The following is a 12,616-nucleotide window of genomic DNA, read 5'->3' on the forward strand; positions in this document are numbered from 1 at the left end:
GCTTTGGACCTTACGTTGTTCATAACCAAAGTGGGGAGAAGGAGTATCGCTCCCTTAAATCTACCGATCATATCTTGACAATCACCTTAGAACGTGCTTTGGAATTATTATCAGAACCCAAAAAGGGACGTAGCACGACCAGTAGTAAATCTAAAGCAGCTGCCAAGGAATTAGGTCCCCACCCCGAGGATGGTGAACCAGTGAATATCTACAACGGTCCTTACGGACCTTATATTAAGCACGGTAAAACTAATGTCCGAATTCCAGAAGGTCAATCAGTAGATGATATGTCCCTTTCTGCGGCGTTAGAGTTGTTAGCAACCAAAGCCTCAACGGGGAAATCTACTCGCAAAACAACGAGTAAATCAACAAGCTCCAGTTCTAAATCTTCCACCAAGTCCTCAACCACCACTACCAAAAAAACAAAAAAGGCTAGTTGATGGCTATCGTGCTAATAAGAGTGTGTATTTGTTGGGACTGCCAGTAGTTAGTAGTTAGTAGTTAGTAGTTAGTAGTTAGTAGTTGTAAAGTTTACATATGTTTTGCTTTCACCACTAACCACTATCCACTAACCACTAGCCATCCTCACGTAAAACAAATTTTTCTGATAAAATGGGAACACGGCTGAAAACAAGGGCGTAAATAACCCTGCAACTTAGGCTAAATCGCAAAAATAGTACATACCCAAATTGATGAGTGTGAAAAAATCTATTTTTAAGCCAAAGGTGTAAAGATACTCTAGTTTCTCGGTGTAATAATAAAAATATTGAAAGAGTAGCTCAGGAGCGGGCGGTTCAATGGAATATATAGAAAAAGTACTAGAAAAGCTTAAAGAATTGACACGAAAGTTGATAGAAGCTCTTCTTGGACCAGAGGCAGAACCGGAGCCAGAATTGATTCCGATTCCCGTAGACGATCGCTCGCGTCGTCGCTAAGAATAACAAATGGTGCAAGGCTTGTCGTTAACTCCCTTAAGCATTCTAGTATTGCATGGACCAAACCTGAATTTGCTAGGGCAGCGAGAACCAGGAATTTATGGCTCGCTGAGTTTAGCACAAATCGATCGTCTGTTACAAGAAGAAGGAGAGAAGCAGCAGGCGAAGGTCATTGCCGTGCAATCAAACCATGAAGGTGCTTTAGTAGACGCTATTCATGGAGCATTGGGGCAATATCAGGGAATTCTCATTAATGCTGGTGCGTACACTCATACAAGTGTGGCACTGAGAGATGCTCTCGCTGGCGTTAACTTGCCAGCAGTAGAAGTGCATTTAAGTAACATCTACCGCCGGGAAGATTTTCGCCATCACTCCTATATAGCTCCAGTGGTTATAGGGCAAATTAGCGGATTTGGCGCACAAAGCTACATATTGGGCTTGCAAGCATTAGTCCACCACATAAGGAAAGTTGAAGTATAAAGGATGAAGTCTTAAGTATTTCAAAACTTATTGTCAATGAAAATGAAGGGTAAAATGTTTTATCCTTCATGCTTCATACTTTCTATTTGGATATGCAATATTCACTTTTAAGCCGCTTTGATGGCGTTTTACTAGGGGCAATTCTTGGGGAAAGGGTTGCCGCAAGGAAGGGATGTTTGGTAGACGGTGTAGAAACGTCATCAGGAAGGCTTTTGCATTGGAGTGAGATAGCAATTCTTTGCGCTGAGAATTTGATCTCTCTGGGTAGACTGAACCCTGGTGAATGGCACAAGCAGGAACAAGAAATTCAATTAGACAATGAAACTTCTGTCATTCTTGCCACTCTACCAGTAGCGTTGTTTTTCCATGACAATTTGATAAAACTGCGCCAAAACGTGATGTTACTAACAAATTTTTTGCAGTGTGATGCCATCATCACGGATGGAACCCTAGCGTTGAGTTATGCAGTTGCCCAATCTCTGACAGAAAAGCTCCATCAAGCTACTCTTATCCCCCAAACGATTTCTTTTCTTGGGGAAACATCAACGAGTTTTCCACAACAATTATTAAAAGTTCAGAATTTATTAAAAAGTGGTGCCCCTTTAGACATCGCACAGGGTGAATTGAGTCGAGAAGAAAAGCCAGGTAACGCCATAGCAATGGCATTTTACTGTTTTCTCAGTACCTTAGAAGACTTTCGTCTTTCTGTCTTGCGAGCAGATAGAATGGGTCGTTGTTCAAAAACTGTCAGTTCAATTACAGGCGCTTTATCAGGAGCCTATAACGGCACAGCAGGTATTCCTGCAATTTGGCAAATCTCACTCAATTGTTCAGATTCGACCCAAAAGTGGGAACTAGGTAGCTGTTCTGATATATTAAGATTGACAGATCGGCTAATGGCTGTGTGGTCGGGAGTGTATGAGATTGCTTGCGATCCAAATGAAGACAGGGAAGACAAGAGTGCATTTGGGTGGAGGTTGTTGTCCTCCTCACAGGCAGTAGCAGCTCCTCGTGTTATTCGATTGCGTTAATACTATTCCCATCGCTGTCATGCTGCTAAGTGCAAGGAAACAAATAACATAATTAATAAATTGTTACAAAATATAGTATATTTTAATACTAGCATAAAAAAGTTACCCATCCATCGAAATTAGTAGGTAGCTATTGTGGCAAATCCGCTTAAAGTGTGTTTCTGCTCCCAAAAGTCTTGTTTTAAATTAATACAGTAAGGAACTGCGGTCATAGGTGATGAAAACGCAGCAATTTTTTCAGTCCATGACCCAGAAAATGATTGAGTGGCGGCGACAATACAGAGCGCTACGCCCTCATCCCTATGCGTCAGAAAATAGTGAACAAGACAAACACCAAACATCAAAAACGCCAAGTTCGGCAACCAAAACGGTCAAAGGTCACAAAGGTCTTTATGCTGTTGTCAATTGTATCGGAGGACAGCGTTCCCCTATTGTTTTGACAATAGCAGTCATATCCCTCACAGGGGTCACGGGGCAGAAGTTATATAACCAACCGCAGTTGCAAATAGGCGCTATTGCACCGCAGACGATTAAAGCACCAGCGACTGCCAGTATTGAGGATAAGGAAAAAACCGAAGAACAGCGCAAAGCTGCCACTACGGGGTTTGTACCAGTACTTATGGTGGATGCGCGAATCAATGAAGAAGTTCAGCACAACTTGCAACAAATTTTGAATGAAGGCAACGAAATTCGTTCGTCTCTTGAGGCTTTTCCATTTTTCGATACCTTTATTCTATCCGTTTCTACCCAACGTTATCTACGCTCCTGCTCCCATTGGGAGTGGCAAGCACTATTACTCGCCATCCACAATAGTGGCAAGCACAAGTCAGGATTGTTGCTCAAAAAGCAGAATTCTCCCCCCAGCCCCATCTCCGTTTCAACGTCTCACTCACTCAAACCAAATGATTCAAAACCAGATGATTTATTCCAAAATGCTGACTTTGCTCAAGCGGTGCAGGAACTAGAAACCTACCGCTTATCAACGAACGAGCACAACTTATCCTCGCTCATTGCTCAAATTACTAAAGTGCGTCAAGGGTATGCCCAAGCAAGTACCAAACTTTCAAATCTGGCTGCAACTCAGCCTGACACAGTCTACGATCGCGCTTCCCTCCTCGATCTATCAGATGACGACTGGGTGAAAACACAAACGGGCATCCAGCAAAGTGGGGAAAGAATTCTCACCCAAGGTATACCACCAGGATTACCGCGAAAGATTCTCAAAGATGCCATCAGCCTGCAGGTACAAACATTAGTCCCAAAAGACGCCGAACCCCTAGCAATCAAACTGCTGTTAACTGTACTTCAGCCAAATCTTAAAAAAGATGAATTACGAACACAACTGATGGCGGCAAAAGCAGCATCTGGCGTCAAACCCGTGATGGTCACCGTGCATAAGAATCAAGTCATTGTTCGCAAGGGAGAAAAAATTACTGCGTTTGACTTTGAGGTACTGGAGCATTATCGCCTGATTCGTCGGGAGATTAACTGGCTTTCATTGATACAACTAGGGGCGGCGGTGACTGCAGCTATTGGCTTTTTTGCCCTTGTAGAACGGCGAAGTCGAAGCAAATTGCGTCAAAGCGATCGCTTTCTCATATTACTGCTGACCCTCAGCATACCACTAGTGCTCACAATGGGTACACCACACACTACCTGGAGTGCTGTTGGTTTATTGGTGGGTAGCTTTTACGGACCGCGTTTGGGCGTCACAATTATAGCGCTGCTGTCGATAGTGCTGCCCATTAGTTTAGATGTCAGTAAAGTGAACCTTTTAGCTGGTGCAGCTGCGGGAATTCTGGCCAGCTGTATGGCACAAAAACTGCATTCTCGTGAGGAACTCGCACTTTTAAGTGTTGCGATCGCTTTAACCCAAGGCGGCGTTTACTTGGTGTTCCGACTTCTACTTAGCGCAGCAATTGGTATATTTCCATACTACACAATTTTACCAAACGCCGTGTTATTTGCTCTATCGAGTTTAGTTTGGAGTATTGTCGCACTCGGATTAAGCCCCTATTTGGAAAAGCTTTTCGACCTGGTAACCCCTATCCGCTTGTCAGAACTGGCAAACCCCAACCGTCCTTTATTAAAACGACTTGCTACTGAAACTCCTGGAACTTTTCAACATACGCTATTTGTGGCAACCCTTGCTGAAGCGGCTGCCAAACACTTGAGGTGTAACGTCGAACTGGTGAGAGCGGGCGCGTTATATCACGATATTGGAAAAATGCACGACCCTTTAGGATTTATTGAAAATCAAATGGGAGGACCCAATAAACACGATACAGAAATTAAAGACCCTTGGAAAAGTTCAGCAATCATCAAAAAGCACGTTAGTGAAGGGTTGGCAATGGCACGAAAACACAGTTTACCTTCTTCAATTCAAGCATTTATCCCGGAACATCAGGGAACAATGCAAATTGCGTATTTCTATCACCAAGCACAACAAATAGCCCAGGAAAACCCCGGTTTAGAAGTAGAAGAAGCAGATTTTCGTTACGATGGACCCATTCCCCAATCCAGGGAAACCGCTATCGTCATGCTAGCAGATTCATGTGAAGCAGCTTTGCGATCGCTCAGAGAAGTATCTCCAGAACAAGCCTTAACAATGCTCAATAATATTCTCCGCGCTAGGTGGCAAGATAACCAATTAGTAGCATCAGGCTTAACAAGAGAGGAAATGTCCCAAATTGCCGAAATTTTCGTGCAGGTTTGGCAACAATTCCATCACAAACGCATTCCCTACCCAAAATCTAAGGTTAGTAGTGAGAAGCCAGCGAACAGTTAACAAGTTTGACATCCTCCCCGACTATCGCGGTGCGGGGATTCCCAGAATCACTTCTGAGATTTCCTCTTTCCGACTTTCCCACTCACCAGTGTCCCCACACCCATCGCCTATCCCCATCACCCCCGCATAAATGCCCCTAGAACCGCCGATAACTCTATGAATGGTTAAAAAGATATCCTCACTACGCCTTAAACCACCTTCATGCCACACCTAACGCTGGTCGTTCTCTGAAACGCCTACACCCAGTGACACCTGCTATCACGCTAACATTCTTGGCTATACAGATTAAAATAATAGAATAGAATATAAAATATTGGTTTGTAATCGTTAATTAAAACTATGTATATTACCGAAAATTTGCGTTTAGTATTAGCCAAGTTAGATACTTTAACACCTTTGGAATTAGAAAAGGTGCAAGAGACAATTAATCGCCTTACTTCACTAAATCGTTTAATTAAACTAAAATATCGCCCCCCACTACTTGATTCCTCTACATCTCGCATTATCTGGAATTATTCTAATTCAGAAACTGCTTTAGAATCACTTTCATCAAATACCTCACAACCGAAACCTTTCGACATTTCCGTTAATGAATTAGTAGGACATGAATCTGTTAAAAAAACTTCAAGACCTTTAGGTATTTGGAAAGGACAAGTAGAAATATCTGAGGATTTCTATAAAACTTCAAGCGATATTCTTTCTGAATTGGGTATCGAAGAATAATGAAATTGTTGCTCGATACCTGCACTTTAATATGGTCGCTTGAAGATAATCCTTGTATTTTACCTGAGGTTCGTGAACAAATTTCTGATTCTGCAAATGATGTTTTTGTTAGTGCTGTTAGTGTTTGGGAAATAGAAACCAAGAAAAAGAAAGGACAGCTTAATACTCCAGACAATTTAATAGAAGCTATTATTGCTACTCAGTTTAGTTTTTTATCAATAACAGAACACCACGCTTTTAAAGCTGTATCACTACCCGAACATCATAAAGACCCTTTTGATAGGTTTTTAATAGCACAAGCCTTATTAGAACAGATGATTGTAATTACTTCTGATACTGAATTTATAAACTATGGAGTACCAATTTTATTTGCTACAAAGTAACCCGTGACCTGTGATTAGTGACTAGTGACTTGTAGACGCCGCGCCAGACGACAGGCGATCGCACCTCTTGATTGTTCTCTCTCTTTATAATACAACAGTACGGTTTTTGACTTCAGATACCCACTGATAAATGGATAAAAAAAGAGGGTTGACAAAATAATTACGGCTCTCTTCCTGCCAGAAGATTACCTAAAGACATAACTGCTGTGCTGCATAGTTCCACCTACTACTTTTATTGGTGAGCAGTGCTACTACTACCTACTACTTTTATTGGTGGGCACTGCCCACCCTACTACTTTTATTGGTGGGCACTGCCCACTAATTTTACAGAGTCATTTTAAACTGACTGGTTAAAGAGTAAGAGTGCTGTTTGCAATAACCCTACAACAAATCCCAAAAGACCGCCTAAATTCACGATCGCCTGTAATTCATTTTTGACAATTCCCTCAATTGCTGCTTCTAAATCAGCAGGTGAGGTTGATTTGACTCGATCTATAATCACTTGGTCAATTGACAAAATGGGAATTGCCTGAGCCACAATGAGTTCTAAATCTCGTTCCAAATACCTCTCTAAAAGGAGAGCCAGTTCTTTACTGACAACTTCTAAAGAAGCACTCACAACAGGTGAAGTACTCAGGCGATTAACCAGTAACATAGCTATGTTTTCCCAGTCAACAGACCCACTTAATCCTTGAAGTAAATCACTACCACGTGTTTGCAAGTACTGACGAACGGAGTCCCGTGTCGTTTTTCGCAGTTGTCTTACTGTTCCTACTGGTAGGTTTTGTAATGATAAGTTTTGCAAAAATTGCTTGAGGCGATCGCGAACCTGTAATTCTTGAATCAATTCCTGCAAACGGGCATTGGTAGCATCTTTTTCATCCAAGCAGTAAGTCCGCAGGCGGCTTAAAGTATTGCGTAAGCCAAACAGATTTGCCACAACCCAATAGGTACCACTGGTTTTCTCCCGAAAACTTTCATCAATAGCTTGAATCGTGCTATCGGTCAAAAAGTCGATGATTGCTTGGCGCAGGGCATCCGGAGGGATAACGACTTGTAACAGCCAAGCAGCAAGACGACTGGCTTGTTCATCTGTCAGTTGAAATTCCAGTAATATCTGGTCAAAGATTTGATTGACCTGAGCTTCCAAAAAGTCTTCCCGCCGTGCCAGTACTTTAAGCAGTCGTGGTAACGATTCCCCCAACAAATCCCGCAGTATACCTGCCAAAATCCTAGCTGTTTTCTGTTCTTGGTCTGATTTAATTTGATCGATTGCCAAGCGCAGCAGCCAGAGAATTGCGCCTTGCACCCGTTCTGTTTGCAACAGCCGTCGTGCCAGATTTTGCAATTCCTCTGGAGTCAGTAGCGACCCCATAATTGTGTTTGAAATGTTCTTGGCAAGACGCTCCTGGTTGCGGGGAATCAATCCTGGAGTAAAAGGTACCCTTCGTCCACCAATATAAATTGCGCGGTAGGGACGAAATAACATTTTGATGGCTATATCGTTCGTAAAATAGCCAATAATGCCACCCGCTATAGGGGGAGAAACATAAAGCCAAAGATGAGACCAATCCATTGGTTATTAGTTATGAGTTAGTGGTTAGTCGTTATTAGCCAGTCACTACTAACCAATAACTACTAACTACTAACTTTTCGTTAGCACTAGCACTCCCATCATACCGTTCGCAATGGGGTAGTGTGTGGCGGGTTGAAAACCAACTTGGCGGGCTATTTCTACTTGCTCTTTTCCCGTAGGAAATCGCTCTAAGCTGGGACTGATGTAAGCGTATTCATCTTTTAAACCCATGTTGTTTGCTATGGGTACGACGAGATTGTCCAAATACCACTGTTGAAAAGCACGCATTTGGGGATTGCTAGGACGGTTAAAGTCTAAGATAGCGGCTTTGGCACCTTTTTTCAGGACACGATGTAGTTCTTTTAAGCTTTTGGGAATATTTATTACATTTCTTAACCCATAACCCATTGTTGCAGCGTCAAAGCGATTATCCTCAAAAGGTAAATCCAGAACATCAGCTTCTACCCAGGTGATGGAATATTGGCGAGACTGGTTTCGAGAGCGCACTCTTGCAACTTCTAGCAATTCTGGTGAAAAGTCTACGCCAAACACCTGTCCGGTGACTCCCACGTACCTTGCTAGGACAAAAGATAAATCTCCACTACCACAACACAAATCAAGACTTGTATCCCCCGGTTTAGCTTCGCTCCATTTCACCGTCATTTCTTTCCAAATGCGATGCTGTCCCAAACTCAACCCATCATTTAAGCGATCGTAAACAGGAGCAATACGGTTAAAAATGTTACGAATGTCGTTATTGGTCATTAGTCATTTGTCCTTAGCCCTTTGTCATTAGTCATTTGCTCATAACACTGGACAAATGACAAGGGACTATTGACTATTTAGTGGGTTGATAGTAGCGAGTGCTAGTCAGTGCGATCGCAACTAATTGGGCTGACAAATGAATGAGTTTTAATTCATCTTCACGTAAAGTGCAAGGTTGTTTCCACTGTAGTGACAACACCGCTAACACTTCATTGCGGTAAGTTATTGGAATAATCAAATGAGCTTGAACACCGTTAGCTGGATAGTGGGCAACACCAGCCAGCTTTTGGTCGTTAGGAATATTTACTGAAACCTGCATTTGTGAATTAGCGATTGCTTCATTTGTCAGCGGGTCTTGAGCTAGCCAATTTTCTACAGTTCCTTTGATACTGTAAGTTCCCTGCTTTGCAACCAAGGCATTGCCCTCCACAAGTTGCAAAATACAGCCATCTGCTGAAAAACTCTCACCGCATGCTTTGGCAATCGGGTCAAGGGCTGCCTCTAAGTTGGGTGCTTGCTGAGTGACTTGCACCAAAACAGCTAGTAATGCCATTTGAGCATTGGCACGCCTTAATTCTTCGGTACGTTGCTTTAGAACTTCGTAAGTTTCTACCGCTCGCTGCACCACTGCCTTCAGTTCTACGGGGTCCCAAGGCTTGGTGATGTACTTATAGACTTGCCCAGCATTGATTGCTTCTACTAAATCTTCAATATCAGTGAAACCTGTGAGGATAATCCTGACTGTATCTGGAAACTGCGGTACAGTCTTGCTTAAAAACTCTGTGCCTTTCATTTCTGGCATTCGCTGGTCAGAGATAATAACCGCGACTTCTCCTTCAGATGCCAACACCTGCAAGGCATTTATACCACTGTCTGCTTTCAGAACTTGAAAGTCTCGGCGGAAGGTACGGTAAAGCAAATCAAGATTATCCGGCTCATCATCAACGACTAGCATTTTTGCCTTTTTACGGCTTTCTACAGTCACCAGTTGACGCCGGATTTTATCTAATTCAGGAAGGGGACTATTCATAAAATCATCCTTAAATCTTTATTTTTTGTTATATTCCATACCTAGCAGGCTTAAAACATAGCACAATATTGTAATTACGACTTGGGTATACCATATCAACTGGTTATACCTATTTTTGGCAAAAACAACCATAAAATTTTAGACAAATATTCATTTTTGAATTTAGTGAATTTACGTAAAAGCATAATAATTAGTTATTATTTCTTAATAGTTGTACTGAATGGGCTGAATATTGAGAAGAATCCAGAATCCAGAATTCAGAATTCAGAATCTCCCCATGAATAAATTCAGGGGATTCAAAGAAGTATAAATTTTTATTGCTTCCACGGATAAATCCGGGGGCTTTCAACCCAAGTCGCCATCCAGTCCCACAGAATTCATGCTGAATTCTGGCGACTGAATTCTGACTACTTTTTCCGGTAAATTTTTAATACAACCATCAATAAGTTATAACTTTTACTTGAAAGCTTAAAGTAGGGTACTTCACACAATAAAATAAGACTTGCTGTACAAGTATAAACAGCGTTCCCTTGAAGCTTGCTGAGAAATTATGACTGACTTACCACCCAATGCTCAAAATCCTAAGAACAACGATGTAGCACCGGAGTTGCTGCAAAAGCTCAGACAAAAGCAAGGCAACTGGGTGGAATGGGGAACTGCCATTGCCCAACTGCAAAAACTTGGCTACAATCCTCAAGAAATTTTTGAAGCAACTGGATTTGAGCCAATACAACAAAATCAAGTCATAGTAGGAGCACAAGTTTACAATTCTATAGAAAAGGCAGGTGCATCAGAGGCAGTGCGATCGCACTATTCTATCAGAGGAAGTGATATTTTATATGAGCTACGCCTGCTAACTCAAGAAGAAAGGGCTGCGGCTGCCGAAGTTGCCTTCCACAACCAACTCGATCTTGATGGGGCAAAGGAAGTCGCCAAGGCAGTGAAAGAATTTTCCCGCTTTAGAACCTTACCATCCGGATTTGAAAACCATCCCGGTGATGCAGTTGCCTATCAGTGTTGGAAACTAGCACGCCAAAACTCAGATTTACAAGAGCGTTCCCGTCTGATAGCTAAAGGCTTGCGCTTTGCGTACTCACAAACAGCCAGGAAAAAAATCGAACAATTGCTGACGGATTTTACTGTCGTACCCAATCGCCCTGCGCCCTCTGTGCCTTTTTACCGATTCGAGTCAGCAAGTGAATTACCACGTCTTGTACCGGTGGTTGGCGAGTTACCGCTGACACAACAAGATTTGCAAGCAGTCCCCTTAATAGAGGAGATAGAACCATTTCGCATAGTTAAGTTTGCCGGAGAACAAGCCTGGGTACCATTACCTGGTTGGCAGGTACTGTTAAGTGCAGAAGACCCAGTGGCAATTATATGTAATAGCGATCGATTTCCAAACCAAACCCAAAATCGTATCGAACCCGTGTTAGTCATTGTGGATCGCGGTCAGCGAGAATGGGACGCAGGTAGTTATTTTGTCTTCGATAACTCTGGAGAATTGGATTTTCAGTGGTTTGAAACTTCCCCAGAAGTGCCCCTTCTAGGTCGAATCATTGTGATCGTGCGACCAAGGAAAATTCTTGATGAAAACGTGACCAAGGATTCTTGGCAAATTGATGAATGATTCGTTAACAGATAAGAAAAAAAGTAACTGTTAAGGGTCGTCCTCAGTCATTTGTCATTTGTCATTGGTAAGGTTTGAAATAAATTTGCGTTTTGTAATGTAGTTCTGTTTAATCCTGCCAACTTATTTACTACTAGTCAGTTACAGGGTAGCTTAACTGTAAAAGTTGTACCCTGACCAACTTCACTTTCAAAGCTGATTGTGCCACCGTGCATATCAACACACTGCTTGACGATTGCCAGCCCCAATCCCGTACCTGGGATTTTGCCCACATTAGATGCTCGTTTGAATGGTTCAAAGAGCTTTTCGTGGGCTTCAGTAGGAATTCCAATTCCTTGGTCTCGTACCTCAAAATAAACGTGATTGTCTTTCCAGTACAGACTGAGTGATACAGTGCCCCCCTGTGGAGAATACTTAATAGCATTAGAAAGCAGATTGTTCAGTAGGTGCCAAAGCAATTTTTCATCAAGACAGGCAGTCTGTTGGTCACCTTTTACCAAAAGTTTAACAGTGTATTGCTCACCTGCTGTCATCTGAAACGATTCAACCTGTTCTTTGCAAAACGTCACTATGTCTACGGGTGTTGGCTCGTACTGAACTTTTCCAGTTTCAGCCTGACCCAATGTTAAAATTTCCTCTAAAAGATACATTAAGTCATCCGTAGCAGATTGAATGCGGTTAATTTGATTTTGTTTATTTTCTTCTGGCATTTGGTCGCCATAGTGTTTCAGTATTTCCGCCCCAAGCCTAATTGTGGTTAAGGGATTGCGAAACTCGTGGGCTGCCATGTAAAGGTATTGAGATTTCTGTTGGGATTGGGACTGAGCCATCTGCTTATCTGTTTGAGCTGTAAATAATGCCTTATGTATTTCAAACTCTGCTTGATGGCGGGCGACAGCAATCTCAATAGTGGTAGACAGTATTCTTTCGTCAAAAGGTTTTAAGATATAGCCGAAAGGCTGCGTGCCTTTGACTCTTTCCAAGGTTGCCCTGTCAGCATTGGCAGTCAGATATACCACAGGCACGTTGAAACGAGTTTGAATTTGTTCGGAAGCTTCTACTCCGTCCATTTCTCCTGCCAGTCGGATATCCATTAACACTAAGTCGGGTTGCAGTGATTCGGTCATGAGAATCGCTTCTTCCCCCGTTGCTACCAAGGCAGGAACGTCATAGCCCAGATACTCCAGTGTTTCTCTCAGGTCATCAGCAACGAGTTGTTCATCTTCAACAATAAGAATTCTAATAGGAACCATAGATTTTATAGATAGTGGTTAG

Annotated in this window: 13 protein-coding genes; 8 read left to right on the forward strand and 5 right to left on the reverse strand. The window is 42.4% G+C overall.

Features of this window, described 5'->3' with window-relative positions:
- The 5 genes from ACYRY3_RS29725 to ACYRY3_RS29745 all read left to right on the forward strand — a co-directional run.
- A partial coding sequence (locus tag ACYRY3_RS29725; protein WP_460205278.1) for a topoisomerase C-terminal repeat-containing protein occupies nt 1-440 on the forward strand: 440 nt, incomplete at its 5' end.
- 357 nt (nt 441-797) lie between these two features.
- On the forward strand, nt 798-935 hold the full coding sequence (locus tag ACYRY3_RS29730; RefSeq protein ID WP_460205279.1) for a hypothetical protein: 138 nt from the start codon (nt 798-800) through the stop codon (nt 933-935).
- A 9-nt stretch (nt 936-944) separates the two neighbouring features.
- Entirely contained in the window at nt 945-1,415 is a 471-nt protein-coding gene (aroQ, locus tag ACYRY3_RS29735; RefSeq protein WP_460205280.1) for a type II 3-dehydroquinate dehydratase, read from the forward strand.
- Nucleotides 1,416-1,507: 92 nt separating this feature from the next.
- Complete coding sequence (locus tag ACYRY3_RS29740) at nt 1,508-2,446, forward strand: ADP-ribosylglycohydrolase family protein (protein ID WP_460205281.1); 939 nt, start codon at nt 1,508-1,510, stop codon at nt 2,444-2,446.
- A gap of 217 nt (nt 2,447-2,663) precedes the next feature.
- Nucleotides 2,664-5,234, forward strand: coding sequence for an HD family phosphohydrolase (locus ACYRY3_RS29745; RefSeq protein WP_460205282.1), 2,571 nt, complete (start codon nt 2,664-2,666; stop codon nt 5,232-5,234).
- Nucleotides 5,235-5,255: 21 nt separating this feature from the next.
- Here the strand turns inward: ACYRY3_RS29745 and ACYRY3_RS29750 are convergent, their stop codons facing one another.
- Nucleotides 5,256-5,444 (reverse strand): hypothetical protein, encoded by a 189-nt coding sequence (locus tag ACYRY3_RS29750; protein ID WP_460205283.1) that lies wholly within the window; start codon nt 5,442-5,444, stop codon nt 5,256-5,258.
- Nucleotides 5,445-5,573: 129 nt separating this feature from the next.
- On the opposite strand from ACYRY3_RS29750, the gene ACYRY3_RS29755 reads away from it, so the two are divergent.
- Nucleotides 5,574-5,957: a hypothetical protein gene (locus ACYRY3_RS29755; protein WP_460205284.1), complete on the forward strand. Its 384-nt coding sequence runs from the start codon at nt 5,574-5,576 to the stop codon at nt 5,955-5,957.
- Nucleotides 5,957-6,340, forward strand: a complete 384-nt coding sequence (locus ACYRY3_RS29760) for a type II toxin-antitoxin system VapC family toxin (RefSeq protein WP_460205285.1) — start codon at nt 5,957-5,959, stop codon at nt 6,338-6,340. The genes ACYRY3_RS29755 and ACYRY3_RS29760 overlap by 1 nt, the downstream gene beginning before the upstream one ends.
- 337 nt (nt 6,341-6,677) lie before the next feature.
- On the opposite strand, the gene ACYRY3_RS29765 is transcribed toward ACYRY3_RS29760, so the two are convergent.
- From ACYRY3_RS29765 to ACYRY3_RS29775, 3 genes are all read right to left on the reverse strand, one after another.
- On the reverse strand, nt 6,678-7,916 hold the full coding sequence (locus ACYRY3_RS29765; RefSeq protein ID WP_460205286.1) for a DUF445 domain-containing protein: 1,239 nt from the start codon (nt 7,914-7,916) through the stop codon (nt 6,678-6,680).
- A 69-nt stretch (nt 7,917-7,985) separates the two neighbouring features.
- A complete protein-coding gene (gene ubiE / locus ACYRY3_RS29770) occupies nt 7,986-8,681 on the reverse strand; it encodes a bifunctional demethylmenaquinone methyltransferase/2-methoxy-6-polyprenyl-1,4-benzoquinol methylase UbiE (protein ID WP_460205287.1) in 696 nt (231 codons plus the stop codon).
- Between the two features lie 73 nt (nt 8,682-8,754).
- A complete protein-coding gene (locus ACYRY3_RS29775) occupies nt 8,755-9,711 on the reverse strand; it encodes a response regulator (RefSeq protein ID WP_460205288.1) in 957 nt (318 codons plus the stop codon).
- A gap of 550 nt (nt 9,712-10,261) precedes the next feature.
- Between ACYRY3_RS29775 and ACYRY3_RS29780 the strand changes: the two genes are divergently transcribed.
- Nucleotides 10,262-11,341: a RuBisCO accumulation factor 1 gene (locus ACYRY3_RS29780; protein WP_460205289.1), complete on the forward strand. Its 1,080-nt coding sequence runs from the start codon at nt 10,262-10,264 to the stop codon at nt 11,339-11,341.
- A gap of 137 nt (nt 11,342-11,478) precedes the next feature.
- Here the strand turns inward: ACYRY3_RS29780 and ACYRY3_RS29785 are convergent, their stop codons facing one another.
- Nucleotides 11,479-12,594: a hybrid sensor histidine kinase/response regulator gene (locus tag ACYRY3_RS29785; RefSeq protein ID WP_460205290.1), complete on the reverse strand. Its 1,116-nt coding sequence runs from the start codon at nt 12,592-12,594 to the stop codon at nt 11,479-11,481.
- Nucleotides 12,595-12,616: the final 22 nt, after the last annotated feature.

It is taken from the genome of Scytonema sp. NUACC21, from assembly GCF_054684315.1.